Consider the following 22,892-nt stretch of genomic DNA (forward strand, 5'->3'; position numbering starts at 1 on the left):
GGGGATACCCAATCGGGCGGGCGAGGGAAAGCCCGCGCTGGCTCTGGACAGTGCGGCCACGAGGGCTAGTGTCTCACGGGCCAGCGAAGAGGAGTCAGCCGCATGAACGCTTTCGGAAAAAGCCAGTCTCTCAAACGGGTGGAGGACCAGCGTTTTCTCACCGGACACGGGCAGTATGTGGATGACACGCCGCCCGAGGGCGCGCTGCATGCCTACTTTCTGCGCTCGCCGGTGGCCCATGCCAAGCTGACGGCACTGGGCCTTGAGGATGCGCGCCAGATGCCGGGGGTGAAACTGGTGGCGGGCGCCAAGGAGATGCTGGCCGACGGGATCGACATCGACATGCCGGGGGGGCGGGTGCCGAACCGCGATGGCTCCAAGGGCGCCAATTCGCGCCGCCCGGTGCTGGTGGAAGACCGGATGCGCTTTGTGGGCGATCCGGTGGCGGTGGTGATTGCCGAGACGCTGGAGCAGGCGAAGGATGCGGCGGAGGCGATCGAGCTGGATTTCGACGATCTGCCCGTGCACATGGAGCTCGCGCCGGGCGGCGAGCCGCTGCATGAGGCGGCCCCCGACAATATGGCCTTCGATTGGGCGCAGGGCGACGAGGAGGCGACCGACAAGGCGCTTGCGGCCTCCAAGCATCGGGTGAAGCTGGATATCGTCGACAACCGGGTGATGATCGTGTCGATGGAGCCGCGCGGCTGCTGGGCCGAGTGGGGCGAGGGGCGGATTCACCTTTGTTTCAGCGGGCAGGGCGTGTGGGGGCAGAAGGACTCGCTGGTGCGCCAGATGGGCCTGCCGGCGGAGAGCATTCGCGTGACGCATCCCGATGTGGGCGGCGGCTTTGGCCTGAAGGGGCAGGAGTTTCCGGAGCATCTGGTGGTGGCTTGGGCGGCCAAGCACCTTGACCATCCGGTGCGCTGGATGAGCGACCGGGGCGAGGGCTTGCAGAGCGACCATGGCGGGCGCGATCTGGTGAGCACCGCCGAGCTGGGGTTTGACGAGGATCTGAAGATCACCGCCTACAAGTGCGAGAACCGCTCGAACATGGGGGCCTACAACTCGGGCTTCGGGCAGTTCATCCAGTCGGCGCTCTTTGCCAAGGTCTTTCCCGGCACCTATGACATTCAGACCGCGTTTCTTGGCTCGAAGGGCTATTACACCAACACCGCGCAGATGGACGCCTATCGCGGCGCGGGGCGGCCCGAGGCGATCTTTGTGCTCGAGCGGATGATGGACGAGGCGGCGCGGCAGCTTGGGGTGAGCCCCTGGGAGCTGCGGCGCAAGAACTTCATCCCCGGTGACAAGTTTCCCTACAAGACCGTGGTGGGCGAGCTTTACGACGTGGGCGATTTTCATGCGGTGCTGGCCGATGTGGAAAAGGCCGCCGACCTTGAGGGCTACAAGGCGCGCAAGGCCGAGAGCGAGGCCAATGGCAAGCTGCGCGGCTACGGGCTGGCCTATTACATCGAATCCATCCTCGGCGATCCGACCGAGGGCGCGACGGTGGAATTTGCCGATGATGGCTTTGTGGACCTGATGGTGGGCACCCAGTCGAACGGGCAGGGGCATGAAACCGTTTATGCCGCCTTCCTCGAAGAGCGCAGTGGCATTCCGGTGGAGAAGATCCGGGTGATTCAGGGCGACTCCGACCGGATCGCCACGGGCGGCGGCACCGGCGGGTCGCGCTCGGTGACCAACCAGACCAATGCCACGATTGCCGCCGTCAACGTGATGGTTGAGGCCTTCGCGCCCTTCGTGGCCGAGGAGCTGGGCGTGGATGAGGTGGAGTTCGAGGATGGCAGCTTTGGCGCGCCGGGCTCCAACCGCCGCCCGACGCTGATCGACGCCGCCGAGATGGCCCGCGAGAAGGGCCGCGAAGATTTGCTGCGCCACGAGGCCAAGGCCACGCTCGACGGGCGCAGCTACCCCAACGGCGGGCATTTCTGCGAGGTCGAGGTGGACCCGGAGACCGGGCAGGTGGAGCTGAAGCGCTACACGGTGGTCGACGACTTCGGCAACCTCGTGAACCCGACGCTGGCCGAGGGGCAGGTGCATGGGGGCGTGGCGCAGGGCGTGGGGCAGATCCTGATGGAGAACGCCGTTTACGACGCGGATGGCCAGCTTCTGACCGGCTCCTTCATGGATTATGCCATGCCGCGCGCGATGGATCTGCCGTTCTACGGCTTTGCGGCCCATCCGGTGCCCTCAATCCAGAACCCGCTGGGCATGAAGGGCTGCGGCGAGGCCGGCACGGTTGGCGCCATGGCGGCCGTGACCAACGCGGTGATCGACGCGCTCTGGGAGAAGGGCGTGCGCAATGCGCAGGTGCCCTTTACCCCACAGCGGGTCTGGGCACTGCTGAAAGAGGCGGAAGGTGACGCTTCGTGAGCTACTAGGCACCTTCTGGCCGGGGCGGCGTGACAAGACCACGCCGCGCCTGGCCACGCGGGAGCCCGTGACCCATGTGGTCGTGCTGGACGGCACCATGTCGAGCCTGCGCAACAAGCACGAAACCCATGCCGGAATCACCTTCAAGCTGTTGCAGCGCGCCGGGTCGCGGGCGCGGCTTTCGGTGCATTATCAGCCGGGCATCCAGTGGCGTGACTGGAAATCGACCGGCGACGTGGTGGTGGGCCGGGGCATAAACCGGCAGATCCAGCGGGCCTACGGCTTTCTGGCCAGCCGCTACCGGCCCGGCGACCGGATCTTTCTGATCGGCTACTCGCGCGGGGCCTATGCGGTGCGCTCGCTGGCGGGGTGCATCGACACGGTGGGGCTGCTACAGGGCAAGCACGCGACGGTGCGGGGCATCCGGCAGGTCTGGCGGCACTACCGCGCGGGCGGGAGCAGTGAGGCGGCGCTGCGGTTTCGGCTGGCCTATTGCCACAACGACGTGCGCATCGAGGCGGTGGGCTGCTGGGATACGGTGAAGAGCCTCGGCGTGCGGCTGCCGGTGCTCTGGCGGTTCGCCAACGACACCCATGCCTTCCACAACCACAACCTCGGGGCGGCGGTGAAGAACGGCTTTCATGCGCTGGCGCTCGACGAGACCCGGCTGGCCTATGCGCCGGTGATGTGGGTCACGCGGGAGGGCTGGCCGGGCGAGCGGCTGGAGCAGGTGTGGTTTCGCGGCGCGCATGGCGACGTGGGCGGCCATGTGACGCCCTTTCTGAAGGCCCGACCGCTGGCCAATATCGCGCTGGTCTGGATGCTGGGGCGGCTGGCGGACTGCGGGTTGCCGCTGCCAGAGGGCTGGGCGGCGGAGTTTCCGCAGGATGTTTCGGCCCCCTCGGTGGGGCGGTTCATGGGCTGGGGCAAGCTGTTTCTGTCGCGTCAGGCGCGGGTGATCATGGAGGATCCGAGCGAATCCTATCACCCCACCGCCCGCCCGGATGCGCCGCTGATGGCCGACCCTGCCTCTGGCGGACCGGGGCCTTCTGTGGAAAAGCACCATGAAACCGGCGATTGTGGCCCCGACTCCCGCTGAGGAGGGCTTGACGCCTGTTTGCTTTGCCCCTAAACGCACGAAACGAAATTCGGGGCGCGCCCGGCATTGGGCCGCGCCCCTCTCATTTGAGCACGAGGATGAAACCATGTCTCGCGTCTGCGAACTGACCGGCAAGGGCCCGATGACTGGCAACAACGTCAGCCATGCCAAAAACAGGACCCGCCGTCGCTTCCTGCCCAACCTGCAGGACGTGACCCTGATTTCCGACGTTTTGGGCCGCCCCTTCAAGCTGCGGATCTCCAACCATGCGCTGCGCACGGTGGACCATCGCGGCGGACTCGACGCCTTTCTGAACAAGGCCAAGGCCGACGATCTTTCGCCCAAGGCGCAGAAGATCAAGAAAGACATCGAGAAGGCCCAGGTGGCCTGATCCTTTCGAGGGTCCGAAAAGATTGCGCCCCGCCGGTGGAGACACCGCGCGGGGCTGCTTCATTCTGGCCCCTTGCAGGGGGCCGGCGAGGGCGTAGGGTGCGACGCGATGCGTTGACGACCGATGAGGCCCCGAGATGACCCTGAAGTTCCTTGCCCTTGCCGCCCTGATGGCGGGTTCGCCCGCGATGGCGGAGATCCGGATCGTGGATGCCTATGCCCGTGCCGCCAGCCCGGCGGCCAAGTCGGGCGCGGCCTTCATGGAGATCGTGAACGGCGGCACGGAGGACGACCGGCTGGTGGGGGTTGCCTCGGAGGCGGCGGCGCGGGTGCAGCTGCACACCCATGAGTCGGCCGGCGAGGGCGTGATGAAGATGCGCCACGTGGAAGAGGGCTTTGCGGTGCCCGCCGGGGGCCACCACCTGCTGGCGCGGGGCGGTGACCACGTGATGATGATGGGGCTCACCGGGCCGCTGGAGCAGGGCGCCACGGTGAGGCTGACGCTCACCTTCGAGAAGGCGGGCGAGGTGGTGGTCGAGGTGCCGGTGGACAACGAGCGCGCGCCGGAGGCCATGGACCACTCGAAGATGGGCCACTGAGGGCGCTCAGTCCTCGATCACCGACATGATCTCGGAGAGCGGCTTTTTGATCTTGGCCGCCCTGGGCACGGTGGCCTCCTCGGCGGGGTGACCGACGGCGAGGATCATCACCGGCTTTTCCGAAGCGGGCCGCCCGAGCAGATCATTGAGAAATTTCATCGGGTTGGGGGTGTGCGTGAGGGCCACCAGCCCGGCCTGGTGCAGCGCGGCGATGAGGAAGCCGGTGGCGATGCCGACCGACTCGGGGACGTAGTAGTTCTTGTACCGGGTGCCATCGGAGAACTCGCCCCAGCGCTGGGCGAAGATGACGATGAGCCAGGGCGCGACCTCGAGGTGGGGCTTGGCGGGATCGGTGCCCATGGGCTCGAGCGCCTTCAGCCATTCGTCACCGCCGCCGCCGGCATAGAAGGCCTCCTCCTCCTTTTCGGCGGCTGCGCGGATGGCGGCCTTGGCCTTCGGCCCGCTGATCGCGGCGAAGTGCCAGGGCTGGTGGTTGGCGCCCGAGGGCGCGCGCCCGGCGGTCGCGACGGCGGCCTCGATCACCTCGCGGGCGACGGGGCGGGGGGAGAAGTCGCGCACGGTGTGGCGCTGTTCCATGCTGGCGAGGAAGGCGCGGGCGGCGGCGAGGCTTTGCGCATCGCTCAGGTCGGCGCGGTCGGGCAGGGGGATCGGCTCGAAATCGAGTTGGTCTTTGGCGAACATTGGGGGCCTCCTTGGGGCGGAGTTTGACCGCGGCGGGAAGGCGGGACAAGTCCCGCCCTACAGGAGCTCGTCGACCCAGGCGGGCACAAGCTCGGTGGCGGGGCCGTGGCGGGCCTCGTCGAAGAGGGGGGTGATCTCGGAGGGTTCGAGATTGAGCTCCAGCGTCTCGGCCCCGGCGCTGCGGGCGAGGCGGATGAAGCCGGCCGCCGGGTAGACCGCGCCGGAGGTGCCGATGGAGACGAAGAGGGCGGTGCGGGACAGGATCTCGCCGATGCGCTCCATGTGATAGGGCGTCTCGCCGAACCAGACCACATCGGGGCGGGTGGCGGGCTGGCGGCACGCGGGGCAGGGGTCGTGCAGCGCCATGGCGGGGGGCGCAAGCCAGCGGGCGCCGCAGGCGGCGCAGAGGGCGCTGTGATGCGCCCCGTGCATGTGAATCACCTCGGCGCCACCCTTCTCGTGCAGGTCATCGACGTTCTGGGTGATGATATGGACCTCGCCGGGCCAGGACTTTTGCAACATTGCGAGCGCATGATGCGCGGCGTTGGGCTTGGCGCTCCTCACTTTTTCGCGGCGCATGTTGTAGAAATCGAGCACCAGCTCGGGATTGCGGGCGAAGGCCTGCGGCGTGGCGACATCTTCGATGTCATATTGCGCCCAGATGCCGCCGGGGTCGCGGAAGGTGGCGATTCCGCTCTCAGCGGAGATGCCGGCGCCGGTGAGGATGGTGATGGGTCGCATGGGCTCGCTGTCTCGGTTAACCTCGCCAGCATGACCCATCGCGTGATCTTTGTCTGCCTCGGCAACATCTGCCGCTCCCCCACCGCCCACGGCATCTTCGAGGCCAAGGCCCGGGAGGCGGGGCTGGATGTGGTGGTGGAGGGCGCAGGCACCGGGGGCTGGCATGTGGGCCACCCGCCCGATGCGCGGATGCAGGCGGCGGCGAAGGCGGCGGGCTATGACCTGAGCCATCTGCGGGCGCAGAAGTTCGTGGCCGCCGACTTCGACCGGTTCGACGCGATCCATGCCATGGACCGCCAGAACCTTGCCGACATCGAGGCGCTCCGCCCGGCGGGCAACACCACGCCGGTGACGCTGTTTCTGAGCCACGGCCCGAGTGGGCGCGACGAGGTGCCCGACCCCTATTACGAGGGCGGGTTCGATGCGGTGGTGGAGATGGTGGCGCAGACCTGCGACGCGCTGGTGCGCGAGATCAGCGGCGCGCGCTGATCAGGAGCAGGAGGCGGCGGCGGTGACGCCGAACTTCTTCCATTTCTTCCAGAACACCTCGTTGCCCGGATGGTCGGACTGGCGGGTATCCTGCGCGAGCTGCGGCTCCTTGAAGAACTTCGCGCCCTTCTTCTGCTCGGAACGGGACAGCTCGAAATCGGCCACCCGCTGGATGCAGGAACACAGCGAGCGCGAGGCGCCCCGGTCGGACTTGTTGCAGGCCCGCTCCAGCACCTTGGCTTCGGCGGGGGTGGAGAAGGTGGTGGCGGCAGGCAGAGCCATGGCCGCGCACAGGACGATGGAAGAAAGCGTTTTCATCTGCTGATGCCTCGTTGTCGCGTGGTCCGCCGCCGGATGTGCCCCCGGCTGCACGGGGTCGTGATCCATCGAAGATGACTCGAAAACAGTTAAAATTCAATTAGGCATGTTTTGTGGTGAAGCCCCGCGCGGGGCCAATAGATTGTGCACGGCGCGGAAACAGAGCGCTCCAATCCCGGTGAGGCGGCGTGAGCGCGGCGCTGCCGCCGCTCACCAGAAGGGCGCGGTGCAGATCGGGCGCGGTGCGGGCAGGGCGCCCAGAGTCGCCGCCAGCCAGCCCCAGCCGTAGCGCCCGCCGAGCGCGCCCGTGGTGCAGACCGCCAGCGCCGCCGGGTAGTGCCACCAGAGCCGCGCCACCCGCGCCCCGCAGGGCGTGGAGAGGCGGCGGGGCAGGGCCACGGTGCAGCCGTAGAGCGCATAGACGAAGAGCCAGACCAGCGCCCCGGCGGGCAGGGTGCGCAGCCCCTCGAGCAGGATTTCGCCGTTCTGCGCCACTGAGATGCCCATGATGCCGTGAATCACGAAGGCCTCGGAGGTGGAAAACCCGTAGCGCCGGAACAGCCAGGCCCAGGCCAGCGCCCCGCCGAGGTAGAAACCGAAGCCGAGGGTGAGTTGGGCCAGCAGTTGCGGGTGGGCGAGGTGGCCCTGCGGGGCGCAGCGCAGGTAGAGGCCCAGCCAGTTCAGGCTTTCGATCAGCGCGCCGGTCAGCAGGGCCGCAAAGATGAAGCCGCCCGCGCCCCGCAGCGGCACCCAGCGCAGCGCACAGAGCGCCACGTAGGCGGTGTAGAACAGCGCGGTGGGCTGGGGCGGCGACCAGAGCAGGCCGATCAGGGGCAGCCCGCCGGAGAGAAAGAACAGCGCGCTCCACGGGGCCTGCTGGTCCTGCGCGGCGCGGGGGCGGCGGGGGATCTGGGCGGTGGCATGGGCATGGGGCGGCATTGGGCGGCACGGCCTGTGGTTGCGGGCGTCGGCTTGGTAACGCAGGAAGGGTCAAGACCGGGTTAACCGCGTTTCGCGCCCGCTTGACGGGGGCCTGAAACCCCAGCATATGAGCCGGATGACCGACCTCAAACATATCCGCAATTTCTCCATCGTCGCCCATATCGACCACGGAAAATCCACCCTCGCCGACCGGCTCATCCAGTCGACCGGCACGGTGCAGGACCGCGACATGAAGGAGCAGCTTCTGGACTCGATGGATATCGAGCGGGAGCGGGGCATCACCATCAAGGCGCAGACCGTGCGGATCGACTATGTCGCTGATGACGGTGAGAAATATGTGCTGAACCTGATCGACACGCCCGGGCATGTGGACTTTGCCTATGAGGTGAGCCGTTCGATGCGAGCCGTCGAGGGCTCGCTGCTGGTGGTCGACTCGACGCAAGGGGTCGAGGCGCAGACGCTGGCGAACGTGTATCAGGCGATTGATGCCGACCACGAGATCGTGCCGGTGTTGAACAAGATCGACCTGCCCGCCACCGATTGCGACCGGGTGGCCGAGCAGATCGAGGATGTGATCGGGATCGACGCGAGCGGCGCGATCCGGGTGAGCGCCAAGACCGGCGTGGGCATTCACGAGACGCTGGAGGCGATCGTGAAGCTGCTGCCCGCCCCGCAGGGCGAGCGCGACGCGCCGTTGAAGGCGATGCTGGTGGACAGCTGGTATGACGCCTACCTCGGCGTCATCGTGCTGGTGCGGATCAAGGACGGCGTGCTGAAGAAGGGCGACCGCATCCGGATGATGAGCACCAATGCGGTCTATCCGGTGGAGCGGCTCGGCGTGTTCAAGCCCGCGCTGCTGCCGGTCGACGAGCTGGGGCCGGGGGAGATCGGCTTTCTGACCGCCTCGATCAAGCAGGTGCGCGACACGCGGGTGGGCGATACGATCACCACCGAGAAGAAGGGCACCGACAAGCCGCTGCCGGGCTTCAAGCCCTCGGTGCCGGTGGTGTTCTGCGGGCTGTTTCCGGTGGATTCGGCCGAGTTTGAAGACCTGCGTGATGCGATCGAGAAGCTGGCGCTGAACGATGCGAGCTTTTCCTACGAGATGGAGACGAGCGCGGCGCTGGGCTTCGGCTTTCGCTGCGGCTTCCTCGGGCTCTTGCACCTCGAGGTGATCCGCGACCGGATCGAGCGGGAATATGACATCGACCTCATCACCACGGCGCCGTCGGTGGTGTATCATCTCTACATGAAGGACGGGGAGATGAAGGAGCTTCACAACCCCGCCGACATGCCCGACCTTACTTACGTGGACCACGTGGAGGAGCCGCGGATCAAGGCGACGATCCTCGTGCCCGACGACTACCTCGGCGACGTGCTGAAGCTTTGCCAGGAGCGGCGGGGCATTCAGCTGGACCTGACCTATGTGGGTGGGCGGGCGATGGTGGTCTATGACCTGCCGCTGAACGAGGTGGTGTTCGATTTCTACGACCGGCTGAAGAGCATCACCAAGGGCTATGCGTCGTTCGACTACCAGATGGTGGGGTATCGGCAGGACAATCTGGTGAAGATGTCGGTGCTGGTGAATGACGAGCCGGTGGATGCCTTGTCGATGATGGTGCATCGGGACCGGGCGGAGATGCGGGGCCGGGCGATGTGCGAGAAGCTCAAGGACCTGATCCCGCGCCACATGTTCAAGATCCCGATCCAGGCGGCGATTGGCGGGAAGGTGATTGCGCGGGAGACGTTGAGCGCGTTGCGCAAGGACGTGACGGCGAAGTGTTACGGTGGGGACGCGACGCGGAAGAAGAAGCTGCTGGAGAAGCAGAAGGCGGGTAAGAAGAAGATGCGCCAGTTCGGGAAGGTGGATATCCCGCAGGAGGCGTTTATTAGCGCCTTGAAAATGGACAGCTGAAGCTGGCCATTTTCGAGGCGGGTGGGCGGAAGCGGTTTTCGATAGAAAACTGCGTGCCCACACGGTGCAATTGGAGTGCATCGGGTGATACGCCTCCCATTGACCGGGCGGTGGGTTTCACCCACCCTACAGACATGGCCCATGCAACTTCTGTAAACTTCGACGACGACGCGATGTGGGTGGCGCTGGAGGACGGGCGCACCATTGGGGTGCCCTTGGCGTGGTTTCCGCGGTTGCTCGGGGCGAGTGCGGAGGAGCGGGCGGCGGTGGAGATTTCGCCGTTCGGGTTGCACTGGGGAGGGCTGGACGAGGATATCTCGGTGCCCGGGCTGCTCGTGAAGGATGTGCCGGGAGTTGCGGCTGATGGAATCAAATTCCAGAGTTTTGAAGTTCGCTGGCCAACTGGATCAGCATCGTGACCAATGTAGCAAATATGACCAAAGTGACCCCGGACTGAAATGAAGATGCTCTTTCTTCTAGGAGGCCGTTGTTGTGCTCAATCCTTTCGTCGTTCTCCTTTGCTTGCGAGATAATCACTTCTAAGAAAGCGTCATCGTCGGCTATGTGTTCTTCCCAATCCGCATAGAATGCTCCAGCGGAATAGAAACCACGAGGACTCCCCGAGCTTGCAGTTTTGATTCCGCCAAGAATGACCGAAATTGCTCCGATGTAGGCAAAAACGGGGCTAGGCGCATCCGGGGCTAATGTAAGAAAAAGCGTTGCCATCACGCCGGCGAAACCAGTGAAAGCCATCGCTCTCGCATCGGCGGAAGCAGCGATATCATTCAATTCTTCTAAGTAGGTTTCGGTTTGTCGGAGCGCTTCGATGGCTATTCGCTCTTTGTTGCGCCGTTGCTGTTCTGCGTCTTTGGCGCTACGCTTTTTATTGTCGTGAAAGCTCATGGGCCAACCAGACTAACGCAAAGAGGACACAATGACGAAAAGTCCCAAGAGACCACCTCCCACTAGAGGTCAATTAAACGGGACTTACAAGGACGGTTCAACACAAAAACCGCCAAGTAAGCCGTCACCTCCTAGTCGCCCGAGCAAGCCGTCAACATCCGAGAAGAAGTAGCAAGCCCTCAAAACGCGTTCTGCACAGCATCCGCCGTGTTCGTCACATCCCTCCCGACCCCCTTCACGGTTTCGCAGGCGGAGAGGAGGGTGAGGACAAGGAGGGCAAGAGTGATGCGGGTCATGGGGGGGCTCCGGAGGGTCTGTTTTTCGGGAGGGTAGCACTTCGGTTTGGGCGTGGGAATCCGGGGCGGAAAATTCCTGGTGGGGGTTTGTGGTGCAAGGTGTTGGGATTGTGGTGCAATTCGGCGTGCTCCACAGGTTATTCACACGCCTTTCCAATATCTTATCCCCAGAAAAATCCGCATCGGACCTAATTTTGTCTTGCCCGACTCACCCCCAGAGTGTGACGGTTTTGTTAACGCAAGGGGTCGCAAGACCCGGAGCGGGGCGCGGTGGCCTTCGGGGCTGGAGCGGCTGGGGCGACGGGGGCTCGTGAGGGCGTCTCAAGGCCGGGTCGTGGTGAGAGCAACGGGCTTGCAAGAGCTGCGCGCTGGTCGAAACGGGAGGGTTTCTCTGAAGCTCGAACGGGAAGGCGGCGGGCGAGGGATCGCGTTGGTCGGAGGGGGTGCAAGCCCTTGCCGGCTTGGGGGGACGGCCCGGAAGGGTTGATCCCGCTTCATGCAGGGGCCGTGAGGCCACGGGCATGCGAACGGAAAGGCCGCGAGGCCGGCCTGTTCAGGAAGGCGCTGCGTCGGGGGGAGACCTCTGCCGGGGCGCCTTCTGCGTTTTTGGGCAGGGCGCAAGGGCGATGTTTGCCCCCAGCCGGCGGAACCGGGCGAGGAGCGGGGCGTTTGGCTTGGAACCTTTCGAAGGAGAGCGAGATGCCCAGCCGTGCGAAAATGATCCTTTATGCCCTTGCGGTGATGGCCGTGGCGGGCGCGCTGTTCTTGCTTTTCACCGGGCTGGCGTGGCTGGCGGGCATTGCCTTTGTGCTCGCGCTGCTGGTCGCGCTGGGGGCCTGGTGGGGCGGGCGCAAGGAGGCGCCGGAGAGCCGGGAGGTTCGGGAGGTCTGAGCCGTTAGGGCTTTATTAACCATGAAGGCGCAGGGTTTCGGCCATGCGCCTTTTGCTGTGCCTCCCTCTTGCCCTTGCGGGCTGCAACACGGTCAAGGATGACCTGCCGGGCCATTCGGCGCATCGGGTGCAGGCGATGGGCTATACGTTCAACATCTTTGCCGCCGACCCGGAGTTTCAGGCGGTGCGGACCAACCTCGGGCGGCCGAACGCGCGGACCTACCCGGTGGCCGTGGCCATGGCGGTGCGGCAGGCGACGGGCTGCGAGGTGGCGCTTGGCTCGCTGACCGGGGATTTCAACCTGACGAAAGGCAAGATGAGCTGCCCGTGAGGGGCGGCTTCAGGCGGTGAGGTAGGCCTCGAGTGTGGCCTCGAACGCGCGCGGCTTGTCGGCGTGGAGCCAGTGGCCGGCGCCGGGAATTTTTGCAAACCGGGCGTGGGGAAAGCGGGCCTTGATCTCGGGGCGGGCCTCGGGCGTGACGTAGTCGCTTTCGGCGCCGGTGAGGAAGAGGGCGGGGCCGGAGAATTCGCCCGTGGGGCCGGGCCAGCCGACGATTTTGGACATTTCCGCCTCCAGCGCGTCGAGGTTGAAGCGCCAGCGTGGCGGGTCGGATTTGAGGTCGAGCGATTGCAGCAGGAAGGCGCGGGTGCCGGCGTCTTCGACATGGGCGGCGAGGCGCTTGTCGGCTTCCAAGCGCGACGACAGGCCGGTGACGTCGAGCGCGCGCATGGCGTCGATCAGGTGGCCCTGGGTGTGGCTGTAGGCGACGGGCGCGATATCGGCCACCACGAGGCGGCGGATCAGCTCGGGGCGGGTGAGGGCCAGCACCATAGAGGCCTTGCCGCCCATGGAGTGGCCGAGCAGGTCCATCGGAGCGCCCTCGGCCTCGATCACCTCGGCCAGATCGCTGGCGAGGTCTGGGTAGCTGTGGCTGTCGAACCAGGGCGATTGGCCGTGGTTGCGCATGTCGACCGTCACCACCCGCCGGGGGCCGGAGAGGCGCTTGGCGATGACGTTCCAGTTGCGCGCAGAGCCGAAGAGGCCGTGGGCGATGAGGAGGGCGGGGGCGGCGGTGTCGCCGTCGTAATGGGTCATGGCCAGCATGGGGAGGAGGTAGCGCGCGGGAGGGCCATGCTCAAGCGGGGTTTTCGGCGCACGCGCGGGCGGCTAGAAGCCTCGGCATGGAACATCCGGTGAAACAGGTGGCCGACGGGCTGGCGCAGATGATGGGCGAGCGGCTGGGCATTCGGCGCGGCGAGACGCTGGCTGATAAGCTGCGCCGTGGCAGGCGGTTGTTGCCGCGCAAGGTGCGGCGGGAGGCGGCCTTCATTGCAGAGGCGGAGGCCCGGATGGAGGTGCCGAAGTTTGCCTTTCAGTACGATGCGGCGCGGGTGGAGAAGGCCGAGAAGGTGGTGCGCAATTTTCTCGAGACCGTCGATCCGGTGGATCGGCGCAAGGGGATCGTGCTGGGCATTCTGGGCTGGCTGGCGTTCAACTTTCTGCTGGTGGCCGGGCTGGTGATCTGGTGGCTTGCGTCGAGCGGGCGGATCTGAGGCGCGGATTGTGGGGTTGTCGCCCGCCCTACACATTGCTCCGGGGGCGCCCTAAGTATCTGAGGAACCGAAGGAAGGGGCAGGCGTGGTAGTTTCCACCATCGTTGACGGGGTGACGCGGGGCGTGGAGAGCGTGGGCCATGTGGTGAGTGGCAGCTTTCTGGAGCCGCGCATTCGCCTTGGGGTGACCGGGTTGAGCCGGGCGGGCAAGACCGTGTTCATCACCTCGCTGGTGGCCAACCTGATGGATCGCGCGCGGATGGGCGGGCTCAGGGCCGCCGCCGACGGGGCGATCAGGGCGGCCTATCTCCAGCCCCAGCCCGACGACACCGTGCCGCGCTTTGCCTATGAGGATCACCTTGCCGCCATGGTCGGCCCCGAGCCGCATTGGCCCGAGAGCACGCGGGCGGTGAGCGAGCTGCGGTTGAGCCTGAAGGTGCAGCCCGGCGGGTTGCTGGGCGGTTTGCGCGGGCCGCAGGTGGTGCATCTGGATATCGTGGATTACCCGGGCGAGTGGCTGCTCGATCTCGGCTTGCTCGACATGAGCTATGACGACTGGGCCGTGCAGGCGCTGGAGAAGGCGCGGGGGCGCGAACAGGGGGCGGAGTTCGTGGCGGCGCTGGATGCCGTTGACGGGGCGGGCAGGCTGGAGGAGCCGGAGGCCAAGCGGCTTTCGGAGGCCTTTGCGGAGTATCTGAAGGCGGCGCGGGAGGCGGGCTTTTCGGATTGCACGCCGGGGCGGTTCCTGCTGCCCGGCGAGCTGGAGGGCAGCCCTGCGCTGACCTTCGCGCCGCTGCCCCCGGGCGAGGCGCCGCGGGGCAGCCTGCGGCGCGAGCTGGCGCGGCGGTTCGAGGCCTACAAGCGGGCGGTGGTGAAGCCCTTCTTCAAGGAGCATTTCGCCGAGATCGACCGGCAGGTGGTGTTGGTGGATGTGCTTGGCGCGATCCATGCCGGGCCGCGCGCGCTGGAGGATCTGCGGCAGGCGATGGCCGACATCCTCGGGGCGTTCAAGCCCGGGCGGAACGGTTGGCTGACGCGGCTGCTGGGCGGGCATCGGGTGGAGAAGATCCTGTTTGCCGCCACCAAGGCCGACCATCTGCATCACAGGCAGCATGGGGCGCTGACCTCGATCACCGAGGCGCTGGTGCGCGAGGCCAAGGACCGGGCGGATTTTGCCGGGGCGAAGACGCAGGCGATGAGCATTGCCGCGCTCAGGGCGACCACCGAGGAGACACGCAGCCATGAGGGCCGCGAGATCGACCTTGTGCGCGGCACGCTGATGGAGACGGGCAAAAAGGCGGCGATGTATCCCGGTGCGCTGCCGGAAGATCCGGGGCGGCTGCTGGGCGCGGCGCGGGGCGGGCGAGAGGCATGGCTCGATGGCGATTATGCGGTGATGAAATTCGCCCCGGCGCAGGTGAGCCTCAGCCCCGGCGAGGGGCCGCCGCACATCCGGCTGGACCGGGCGGCGGAATTTCTGATCGGGGATCGGCTGCGATGAGCGAGAAGAACACGCCTCTGGTCTTCGAGGTGGAAGACGACGCGCCGGGGCCGGACAAGGCCCCGCCGGTGCCCGAGATCGCCACCGGCCCGGCGGCGATGCAGCGGCTGGCGGTGTCTTCGGCGCGCCCCGGTAGCCGGATTGCGCGGCTGTTCTGGGCCGGGCTGGCGGGGGTGGTGAGCCTCGTGGTTTCGGTTGCGGCATGGGATTTCGTGATGCGGCTGCTGGAGCGCAGCCCGGTGCTGGGCTGGGTGGCCACGGTGCTGATTGCGGTGACGTTGCTTGCGCTGGCACTCATGGCGCTGCGCGAGCTGGCCGCCTTTGCCCGGCTGGCGCGGCTCGACGGGCTGCAGAAGGCCGCCGCCGGGGCGCTGACAAGCGGCGACCTCGGCGCGGCGCGGGGCGTGGTGGACCGGCTGGAGCGGCTCTATGCCACGCGGGACGACACCCGCTGGGGCCGCGAGCGGATGGCCGAGCGGCGCGGCGATGCCTTTGACGCCGATGCGCTGCTTTCGCTGGCCGAGCGCGAGCTGCTGGTGCCGCTGGATGCGCTGGCCCAAGCCGAGGTGGAGGCGGCGGCGCGGCAGGTTGCGACCGTCACCGCGATCGTGCCGCTGGCGCTGGCCGATGTCTTCACCGCGCTCACGTCGAACATGCGGATGATCCGGCGGATCGCCGAGATCTACGGCGGGCGCGCCGGGGTGCTGGGAAGCTGGCGGCTGACCCGCAGCGTGCTGGCGCATCTGGTGGCCACGGGCGCGGTGGCGGTGGGCGACGACCTGATCGGCTCGGTGGCGGGCGGGGGCGTGCTCAGCAAGCTGTCGCGCCGCTTTGGCGAGGGGGTCATCAACGGCGCGCTGACGGCGCGGGTCGGGGTGGCCGCGATGGAGGTCTGCCGCCCGCTGCCCTTCGGCGAGGGGCGCCGGCCCAGCGTGACCGGGCTGGTCCGGCGGGCGCTGACCGGGCTGTTCGGGCGCGAGGACCGCGCGCAGTCGTAGGGCGCGACTTGTCCCGCCGTGCGGGGAGCGGCGCGGGTCCGCAATCGCTTCACTGTTTCGTTTCAGGCGGTTACTGTTTCGTGATTGGCGACAGTGAGGGCGGATCGTGGAAGTATTGGTGGTGTTGTCGGCCCTTGGGGTCGTCGGTCTGCTCGTCTGGCTGATTGCGGTGCAATCGGGGCTGGGGCGGCTGTCGCGCAACCTCGAGAGGGCGATGCGCGAGATCGAGAGCCTGAAGCGGGCCGCCGAGGGCGCGCCGCGCCCGCCGGCCACGGCGGCACAGGAGCCGGCGCAGGCGGGGGCGCAGGAGGGGGCGCGCAAGACGGCGCGCGAGCTGCTCGATCCGGGCAATGTGCCGCCTGCCGAGGCGCCCGAGCCGGCCCGGCCCCTGCCGAAATTGCCGTGGGAAGCGGGCTACCAGGGCCAGTCGATCGCCGGGGCGGATGCGGATGCAGATGGTGCCGACACAGCGCAGCAGCCTGCCGCGCCGGTGGGCCCGAATGCGGGCGAGCGGCTGGTGGCCTGGCTTCAGGCCAACTGGTTCTATGCGGTTTCGGCCCTGTCGCTGGCGCTGGCCGGGCTGTTCCTTGTGCAATACGGGATCGAGCAGGGCTATCTGACCCCGGTGATGCGCGTTGCGGCGGCGCTGGCGCTGGGCGCGGCGCTGATCGCGGGGGGCGAGTGGATTCGCCGCCGTCAGAGCGCGGGCGATGCGACCACCTATCTGCCCGATACCTTCAGCGCGGCGGGCCTCGTTTCTCTCTATGGCGCGGTGCTGGCGGCGCGGGGCCTCTACGACCTGATCGGCCCCGGCCCGGCGATGCTGGCGCTGGTTGCGGTATCGATGGGGGCGATGCTGCTCGGCTGGCTCAACGGCCCGGTGCTGGCGGCCTTCGGGCTGATCGGCGCGGGGGCGGCGCCCTTTCTGGTGGGCGGCGAGGCCGAGAGCGCGACGATCTTCTATGTCTACTACGGCTGCCTCGGGCTTGCCGGCCTGGCGATCGACGCCTGGCGGCAGTGGCGCTGGGTTTCGGTGCTGGCGCTCGCCGTGGCCGGGCTGGGCGGCCTGGCCTGCTTTGCCGGATCGGGCGAGATGCCGGGATTTGCGGTGCTGCTGACGGTGATGGTGCTGGCCTCGATGGCCTTTCCGCGCCGCGAGATCGGCCCGACCCACGAAGGCGGCGCGCCGCTGCGCTGGCTGCTCGACAGGGACGGGGGCCGGGGCGGTTTTGACCTGTGGATCGCATGGGGCGCGATGGCGGCGGCCTGCTTCGTTCTGCTGCTGCTGCCGCGCGAGGGGGCGGCGGAGTTCCTGCTGATCGAGGGGCTGTTCACGGTGCTGATCCTCGCGGTTGCGCTCTGGGCGTGGCAGGCGAAGGCGTTGAGCGAGCTGGTGCTGTTTCCGGCCATCGGCTTCCTCGCGGTGATCCCGCTCGAGAGCCTGATGGGCGGGGTGCTGATGCGCGAGGCGGTGCGGCTGGATGCCACCGGGGTGCCGGTGCCCGCGCTGCCGCTGGAGGCGAGCCTCGTGCTGGTGATGGCGGCCCATGGCACGGTGGTTGCGGCATGGCGCAGCATCGTCGACGGGCGCGGCGCGGCGGGCGTGGGGCGCGGCGCGCTGTTCTGGGGCCTGTTCGCGGCGCTCTTTGCCCCGCTGGTGCCGCTGGGGCTGGAGCTGTTCTGGCTGTCGCCGCGCAGCCCCGGCAGCTTCGGCTGGGCGGCGCATGTGCTGGCGCTGGCGGCGCTGATGGTGGCGATTGCGGTGCGCTTTGCGAAGGTCGAGGGCGGGCCGGGGCGGCGGACGGCCTGGGCCGTGCTTTCGGCCTCGGCGCTCATTGCGTTGGCGCTCTTCGTGCTGCTCACCAAGGCGGCGCTGACGGTGGCGCTGGCGGTGCTGCTGGTGGTGGCCGCCGCGCTCGACCGGCGGTTCCGGTTGCGGGAGATGCAGTATTTCATCGCGCTGGGCGTGGTGGTGCTGGGCTGGCGGGTGGTGGTCGATCCGGGCGTGGTCTGGTCGGTGCAGGCGAGCTGGGGCGCGTTCCTGCTCGGCTTTGCCGCCGCGCTGGGCGCGATGGCGGCGGCATGGCGGGTGATGCCGGAAGAGGGCCGCCTCACGGGGCGGGCCTTTCTGGAGAGCGGGCTGCTGATGATCGGCGGGATCTTCGTGACCACGGCGCTCTGGCGGTTCATCGACGAGCGGGTCGATGGCGAGGCGCTGGCCAGCCATTGGACCATGGGGTTAAGTGCGATGGTCTGGCTGCTCTGTGCCGCCGCGCAGGTGTACCGGATGCGGCTGGGCGGGCGGTTGCGGTGGCTTCGGATCGTGCTGGCCGGGCTCTATACCACGGCGGCGGGCGTGTTCCTGCTGGTGGGGCTGACCATCAGCAATCCCTTCCTGTCGCCGGGCGGATACTCGATGCCCGACACCACCATTCACGGGGCGCTGCTGTTTGACACGCTGGCGGTGGCCTATCTCGGCCCGGCGCTGGTGCTTGTGCTGCTGGCGCGGATCGGCGGGCGCTGGTGGCGGCTTGGCGGCCTGGGCACGGCGGGGGCGCTGGCGGCGTTCTGGCTGTTCCTGCTGATCCGGCGGTTCTGGTGGGGGGATGCGATCTGGGTGGGCAATGGCTGGCTGGATGGCGAGCTTTACACCTACACGGTGGTGCTGATCGCGCTCGGCGCCGGTCTGCTCTGGCAGGCGATTGCCAAGGGCTCCACGCTGCTGCGCCGCGCCGCGCTGGTGGTGATCGGGGTGGCGGTGGTGAAGGTGTTCCTGATCGACGCGCGCGGGCTGACCGGGCTTTTCCGGGTGTTTTCCTTCCTTGCGCTCGGCCTGTCGCTGGCCGGGCTGGCCTGGCTGAACCGCTGGGCGGCGCAGGAGGCGGCGGAGCGGGCCGGGGAGGGCGAAGAGGGGCCGGAGGACCCTGACATGCCGCCCCCGGACGGGCCCTGAGCCGCGGCGGGACAAGTCCCGCCCTACGCGCTGGACCTTGGCCGCGCCCCTGCCTATAAGCCTCCCCATGATATTCGCGGGCCTCGCCATCATTCGAATTAGCGGCCCGGCGCTCTGAGAGATGAGCCGCCGGGACAAGGCGCATGGCCTGCCGCGCCGCCCCTCATCGAACATCCCAGAAGACTACGCCAAGGACGCCCCCCATGTGCGCCGACACGCCTGACTACAAAGACACGCTGAACCTGCCCCAGACCGAGTTTCCGATGCGGGCGGGTCTGCCCAAGCGCGAGCCCGAGTGGCTGGCCCGCTGGGCCGAGATCGGGGTTTACGACCGCCTGCGCGAGAAGGAGGGCCGCGCGCCCTTCACGCTGCATGACGGCCCGCCCTATGCCAACGGCCACCTGCACATCGGCCACGGCCTCAACAAGATCCTAAAGGACATGGTTGTGCGCTCGCAGCAGATGATGGGCCGTGATGCGCGCTACATCCCCGGATGGGACTGCCACGGGCTGCCGATCGAGTGGAAGATCGAGGAGCAGTATCGCCAGAAGGGCAAGGACAAGGACGATGTGCCGATCGTCGAGCTGCGCCAGGAGTGCCGGGCCTTTGCCGAGAGCTGGGTGGATATCCAGCGCGAGGAGTTCAAGCGGCTCGGGATCACCGGCAACTGGGCCGATCCTTACCTGACGATGGATTTCCACGCCGAGGCGACGATTGCCGCGGAGTTCCAGAAGTTTCTGATGAACGGCGCGCTCTACCAGGGCTCCAAGCCTGTCATGTGGTCGCCCGTCGAGAAGACGGCGCTGGCCGAGGCGGAGGTGGAGTACCACGACCACCAGAGCCACACGATCTGGGTGAAGTTCCGCATCGGCGGGTTCAAGGGCACGCCCGAACTGATCGCCCATTTCGAGGCCGAGGGCCACAAGGGGCAGGATGCGGTGATGGCGGCGGTGAACGCCATGGCCGAGGATTTTGCCGAGACCTCGGTGATCATCTGGACCACCACGCCCTGGACCATCCCGCAGAACCGGGCCGTCTGCTTCAGCCCCGACATCTCCTACGGGCTCTATCGCGTGACCGGGGCCGCCGAGGACAATTGGGCCAAGGTGGGCGACAAGTACCTGCTGGCCGACGATCTGGCCGAGGCGGTGATGGCGCAGTCGCGGGTGGAGAGCTACGAGCGGGTGCGCGGTGCGAGCGCGGCGGAGCTGGGCGCGATGAAGACGGTGCATCCGCTCTACAAGTCCACCGGCTCGGAGGGCGAGTGGGATTACGACGTGCCGATGCTGCCGGGCGATCATGTGACCGCCGAGGCCGGCACCGGCTTTGTTCATACCGCGCCGAGCCACGGCGATGACGACTACCAGATCGGCCGCAAGTACGACCTGCCGATGACCTACAACGTGCTGGAAGATGGCTCCTTCCGGCCCGATCTGCCGTTCTTTGGCGGCGAGCTCATCATCAAGCCGAACGGCAAGGAGGGCGGGGCCAACAAGGCGGTGATCGACAAGCTGGCCGACCGGGGGATGCTGATTGCCCGGGGCCGGATCACCCACAGCTACCCGCACAGCTGGCGCTCGAAGGCGCCGCTGATCTATCGCAACACGCCGCAGTGGTTTGCCGCGATCGACAAGGATCTGGGCGACGGGCAGGACAGCCTTGGCACCACGATCCGCGCACGTGCGCTGACCGCGATCGACCAGGTGAAATGGACCCCGCAGAGCGGGCGCAACCGGCTCCATTCGATGATGGAAAGCCGGCCCGACTGGGTGCTGTCGCGCCAGCGGGCCTGGGGTGTGCCGCTGACCGCCTTCGTGAAGAAGGGCGCGCTGCCCGATGCGGAGGATTTCCTGCTGCGCGACGCGGCGGTGAATGCGCGGGTGATCGAGGCCTTCGAGGCCGAGGGCGCGGATGCGTGGTATGCCGAGGGGGCCAAGGAGCGCTTTCTTGGCAACGATTACAACGCCGAAGACTACGAGCAGGTCTTCGACGTGCTCGACGTGTGGTTCGACTCCGGCTCGACCCATGCCTTCGTGCTGCGGGACCGCGAGGATGGCAGCCCTGACGGGGTGGCCGACCTTTACCTTGAGGGCACCGACCAGCATCGCGGGTGGTTCCACTCTTCGCTGCTGCAATCGGTCGGCACGCGTGGGGTTGCGCCTTATCGCGGGGTGCTGACCCATGGGTTCACGCTGGACGAGAAGGGCAACAAGATGTCCAAGTCGCTCGGCAACACCATCGTGCCCGAGGAGGTGGTGAAGCAGTATGGCGCCGACATCCTGCGGCTCTGGGTGGCGCAGACCGACTATACCGCCGACCAGCGGATCGGCCCGGAGATCCTGAAGGGCGTGGCCGACAGCTACCGGCGGCTGCGCAACACCATGCGCTTCATGCTGGGCTCGCTCGGCGGGTTTGACGCTGCGGATGCGGTGGCGCCGGCCGACATGCCCGAGTTGGAGCGCTGGGTGCTGCACCGGCTGGCGGAGTTGGATGTGCAGGTGCGCGAGGGCTATTCGGCCTACAACTTCCAGGGCGTGTTCCAGGCGGTGTTCAACTTTGCGACGGTCGAGCTTTCGAGCTTCTATTTCGATGTGCGCAAGGATGCGCTCTACTGCGATGGCGGCTCGGCGCGGCAGAAGGCGGCGCTGACGGTGCTGGATATTCTCTATCACCGGCTGACCACGTGGCTGGCGCCGGTGCTGGTGTTTACGATGGAAGAGGTCTGGCTCGAGCGGTTTGGCGGCGAGGGATCGTCGGTGCATCTGGTCGATTTCCCCGAAACCCCGGCGGCCTGGCGCGACGAGGCGCTGGCGGCCAAATGGGCGGGCGTGCGCCGGGTGCGGCGCGTGGTGACGGCGGCGCTGGAGGTGCAGCGGCGCGAGAAGGTCATCGGCGCGTCGCTGGAGGCCGCGCCGGTGGTGCATGTGGAGGATGCCGGCGTGCTGGCCGCGTTGAAGAGCGTGGCCTTCGAGGATGTCTGCATCACCTCGGCGGTGTCGCTCTCGGGCGATCCGGCCCCGGCGGAGGCCTTCCGGCTGCCCGAGGTCGAGGGCGTTGGCGTGGTCTTCGAGAAGGCGGAGGGCGAGAAGTGCCAGCGCTGCTGGAAGATCCTGCCGGATGTGGGGACGCACAGCCATGAGGCGGTTTGCGGGCGCTGCGACGAGGCGCTGGGGTGACGAGCCTCGCCCTGCCCACCCCGGTTGGCCGCATGGTGCTGACCGAGGAGGACGGGGCGATCACCCGCGTTGCATGGAGCGAAGAGGCGGCGGGCGAGGGCTCGCCGCTTTTGCGTGAGGCGGCGCGGCAGGTTGAGGCCTATTTTGCCGGGGATCGGACCGCGTTTGACCTGCCGCTGCGGGTGGAGGCCTCGGGCGTGGTGAAGCTGGTCTGCGCGCAGATGCGCAAGATCCCCTTTGGCGAGACCACCACCTATGGGGCAATTTCCAAGATGCTCGGGTTTTCGGCCCAGTCGGTTGGCGGGGCCTGCGGGGCCAATCCGATTCCGCTCATCATCCCGTGCCATCGGGTGCTTGGGGCCAGTGGGCTTGGCGGGTTTTCGGGCGGGGTGGGGGTGGAGACCAAGGTGGCGCTGCTCAGGCACGAGGGCGCGGCGAGCCTGCTGATCTAGCGGCGCAGGAGGCGCAAGTCGACCAGCGCGGCGGCGGTGGCGGCGAGGGTGGCGAGGCAGAGCACCCACTTTGATATCAGCTCCATTGCGCCTTCGATCTGGACCGCGTGGAGCACGGTGGCCAGCACCACGAGGGCAGCCAACGCGTTATGCGCCCATCGCCAGCGACGGGGCGCGAGGCGGCGGCGCAGGGCCACGAGGAGGGCGGTGGCGACGATCCCCCAGAGCGCGATGACGCCCCAGACCGAGAACCCGGTGGGCGCGCGCAGCAGGAGCGCATCAACCGTGTCGGGCGGGCTGGTGATGTAGAGGCCGGCTATGTGGAGCAGGGTGAGGACGAGGAGGGCGATGCCTGCGCGGCGGTGCCAGCGGCGCCCCGTGGGGCCACGCAGGCCGGGGAGGTATCCGGCGGCGAGCAGCGGCTGGGCCAGCAGCAGGCAAAGCGCGAGGATGCCCGCGAAGCCGCCGGTGATATAGGCGAAGCCGCGATAGGCGAGCCAGGGGTTGAGGGCGGCGAGGGTCAGCGGCCCTGCGGTGAGGGCGGCGAGGGCCAGCCAGGGGAGCGCCTTGCGCAAGGGT

Annotated in this window: 23 protein-coding genes; 15 read left to right on the top strand and 8 right to left on the bottom strand. The window is 67.6% G+C overall.

Annotated features, from left to right (window positions below):
- Positions 1 to 102 precede the first annotated feature (102 nt).
- From GTH22_RS01180 to GTH22_RS01195, 4 genes are all read left to right on the top strand, one after another.
- Positions 103 to 2,394, top strand: a complete 2,292-nt coding sequence (locus GTH22_RS01180; RefSeq protein ID WP_252942719.1) for a xanthine dehydrogenase family protein molybdopterin-binding subunit — start codon at positions 103 to 105, stop codon at positions 2,392 to 2,394.
- Complete coding sequence (locus tag GTH22_RS01185) at positions 2,381 to 3,493, top strand: DUF2235 domain-containing protein (protein ID WP_371928307.1); 1,113 nt, start codon at positions 2,381 to 2,383, stop codon at positions 3,491 to 3,493. Before GTH22_RS01180 ends, GTH22_RS01185 begins: the two co-directional genes overlap by 14 nt.
- 106 nt (positions 3,494 to 3,599) lie before the next feature.
- Positions 3,600 to 3,884 (top strand): 50S ribosomal protein L28, encoded by a 285-nt coding sequence (gene rpmB / locus GTH22_RS01190; RefSeq protein WP_252942720.1) that lies wholly within the window; start codon positions 3,600 to 3,602, stop codon positions 3,882 to 3,884.
- A 136-nt stretch (positions 3,885 to 4,020) separates the two neighbouring features.
- Positions 4,021 to 4,482, top strand: coding sequence for a copper chaperone PCu(A)C (locus tag GTH22_RS01195; protein WP_252942721.1), 462 nt, complete (start codon positions 4,021 to 4,023; stop codon positions 4,480 to 4,482).
- A gap of 6 nt (positions 4,483 to 4,488) precedes the next feature.
- Here GTH22_RS01195 and GTH22_RS01200 read toward each other — a convergent pair whose 3' ends face one another.
- Together GTH22_RS01200 and GTH22_RS01205 are read right to left on the bottom strand one after the other, a co-directional pair.
- Complete coding sequence (locus GTH22_RS01200; protein ID WP_252942722.1) at positions 4,489 to 5,184, bottom strand: nitroreductase family protein; 696 nt, start codon at positions 5,182 to 5,184, stop codon at positions 4,489 to 4,491.
- Between the two features lie 57 nt (positions 5,185 to 5,241).
- Positions 5,242 to 5,925, bottom strand: coding sequence for an NAD-dependent deacylase (locus GTH22_RS01205; protein WP_252942723.1), 684 nt, complete (start codon positions 5,923 to 5,925; stop codon positions 5,242 to 5,244).
- Positions 5,926 to 5,955: 30 nt separating this feature from the next.
- Between GTH22_RS01205 and GTH22_RS01210 the strand changes: the two genes are divergently transcribed.
- Positions 5,956 to 6,414 (top strand): low molecular weight protein-tyrosine-phosphatase, encoded by a 459-nt coding sequence (locus tag GTH22_RS01210; protein ID WP_252942724.1) that lies wholly within the window; start codon positions 5,956 to 5,958, stop codon positions 6,412 to 6,414.
- Here GTH22_RS01210 and GTH22_RS01215 read toward each other — a convergent pair whose 3' ends face one another.
- Both GTH22_RS01215 and GTH22_RS01220 read right to left on the bottom strand, forming a co-directional pair.
- The gene (locus tag GTH22_RS01215) at positions 6,415 to 6,732 is read right to left on the bottom strand and encodes a hypothetical protein (protein ID WP_252942725.1); all 318 of its coding nucleotides are present in this window, start codon (positions 6,730 to 6,732) and stop codon (positions 6,415 to 6,417) included.
- A gap of 210 nt (positions 6,733 to 6,942) precedes the next feature.
- The gene (locus GTH22_RS01220; RefSeq protein WP_252942726.1) at positions 6,943 to 7,671 is read right to left on the bottom strand and encodes a hypothetical protein; all 729 of its coding nucleotides are present in this window, start codon (positions 7,669 to 7,671) and stop codon (positions 6,943 to 6,945) included.
- A gap of 118 nt (positions 7,672 to 7,789) precedes the next feature.
- On the opposite strand from GTH22_RS01220, the gene lepA reads away from it, so the two are divergent.
- Entirely contained in the window at positions 7,790 to 9,589 is a 1,800-nt protein-coding gene (gene lepA / locus GTH22_RS01225; RefSeq protein WP_252942727.1) for a translation elongation factor 4, read from the top strand.
- Between the two features lie 134 nt (positions 9,590 to 9,723).
- Positions 9,724 to 10,008: a DUF2442 domain-containing protein gene (locus GTH22_RS01230; protein ID WP_252942728.1), complete on the top strand. Its 285-nt coding sequence runs from the start codon at positions 9,724 to 9,726 to the stop codon at positions 10,006 to 10,008.
- Here GTH22_RS01230 and GTH22_RS01235 read toward each other — a convergent pair.
- Positions 9,959 to 10,492 (bottom strand): hypothetical protein, encoded by a 534-nt coding sequence (locus GTH22_RS01235; protein ID WP_252942729.1) that lies wholly within the window; start codon positions 10,490 to 10,492, stop codon positions 9,959 to 9,961. The genes GTH22_RS01230 and GTH22_RS01235 overlap by 50 nt on opposite strands.
- A 179-nt stretch (positions 10,493 to 10,671) precedes the next feature.
- Positions 10,672 to 10,788 (bottom strand): entericidin, EcnA/B family, encoded by a 117-nt coding sequence (locus GTH22_RS01240; RefSeq protein WP_252942730.1) that lies wholly within the window; start codon positions 10,786 to 10,788, stop codon positions 10,672 to 10,674.
- A 717-nt stretch (positions 10,789 to 11,505) separates the two neighbouring features.
- Between GTH22_RS01240 and GTH22_RS01245 the strand changes: the two genes are divergently transcribed.
- Positions 11,506 to 11,679 carry a hypothetical protein gene (locus GTH22_RS01245; protein ID WP_252942731.1) on the top strand — a complete coding sequence of 58 codons (174 nt, stop codon included), beginning with the start codon at positions 11,506 to 11,508 and terminating at the stop codon, positions 11,677 to 11,679.
- Positions 11,680 to 11,722: 43 nt separating this feature from the next.
- On the top strand, positions 11,723 to 12,010 hold the full coding sequence (locus GTH22_RS01250) for a hypothetical protein (protein WP_252942732.1): 288 nt from the start codon (positions 11,723 to 11,725) through the stop codon (positions 12,008 to 12,010).
- A gap of 9 nt (positions 12,011 to 12,019) precedes the next feature.
- Here GTH22_RS01250 and GTH22_RS01255 read toward each other — a convergent pair whose 3' ends face one another.
- Complete coding sequence (locus GTH22_RS01255) at positions 12,020 to 12,784, bottom strand: alpha/beta fold hydrolase (RefSeq protein WP_252942733.1); 765 nt, start codon at positions 12,782 to 12,784, stop codon at positions 12,020 to 12,022.
- Between the two features lie 77 nt (positions 12,785 to 12,861).
- Here GTH22_RS01255 and GTH22_RS01260 point away from each other — a divergent pair, with 77 nt between their 5' ends.
- From GTH22_RS01260 to GTH22_RS01285, 6 genes are all read left to right on the top strand, one after another.
- Entirely contained in the window at positions 12,862 to 13,233 is a 372-nt protein-coding gene (locus GTH22_RS01260; protein WP_252942734.1) for a hypothetical protein, read from the top strand.
- Positions 13,234 to 13,318: 85 nt separating this feature from the next.
- Entirely contained in the window at positions 13,319 to 14,734 is a 1,416-nt protein-coding gene (locus tag GTH22_RS01265; protein ID WP_252942735.1) for a YcjX family protein, read from the top strand.
- Positions 14,731 to 15,732 (top strand): YcjF family protein, encoded by a 1,002-nt coding sequence (locus GTH22_RS01270; RefSeq protein ID WP_252942736.1) that lies wholly within the window; start codon positions 14,731 to 14,733, stop codon positions 15,730 to 15,732. Before GTH22_RS01265 ends, GTH22_RS01270 begins: the two co-directional genes overlap by 4 nt.
- Before the next feature lie 106 nt (positions 15,733 to 15,838).
- Entirely contained in the window at positions 15,839 to 18,685 is a 2,847-nt protein-coding gene (locus GTH22_RS01275; protein WP_252942737.1) for a DUF2339 domain-containing protein, read from the top strand.
- A 203-nt stretch (positions 18,686 to 18,888) separates the two neighbouring features.
- On the top strand, positions 18,889 to 21,861 hold the full coding sequence (gene ileS, locus GTH22_RS01280; RefSeq protein ID WP_252942738.1) for an isoleucine--tRNA ligase: 2,973 nt from the start codon (positions 18,889 to 18,891) through the stop codon (positions 21,859 to 21,861).
- A complete protein-coding gene (locus GTH22_RS01285) occupies positions 21,858 to 22,313 on the top strand; it encodes a methylated-DNA--[protein]-cysteine S-methyltransferase (RefSeq protein WP_252942739.1) in 456 nt (151 codons plus the stop codon). The genes ileS and GTH22_RS01285 overlap by 4 nt, the downstream gene beginning before the upstream one ends.
- Here the strand turns inward: GTH22_RS01285 and GTH22_RS01290 are convergent.
- On the bottom strand, positions 22,310 to 22,888 hold the full coding sequence (locus tag GTH22_RS01290) for a ferric reductase-like transmembrane domain-containing protein (RefSeq protein ID WP_252942740.1): 579 nt from the start codon (positions 22,886 to 22,888) through the stop codon (positions 22,310 to 22,312). The genes GTH22_RS01285 and GTH22_RS01290 overlap by 4 nt on opposite strands.
- Positions 22,889 to 22,892: the final 4 nt, after the last annotated feature.

The organism is Oceanicola sp. 502str15 (genome assembly GCF_024105635.1).
Taxonomy (GTDB): domain Bacteria; phylum Pseudomonadota; class Alphaproteobacteria; order Rhodobacterales; family Rhodobacteraceae; genus Vannielia.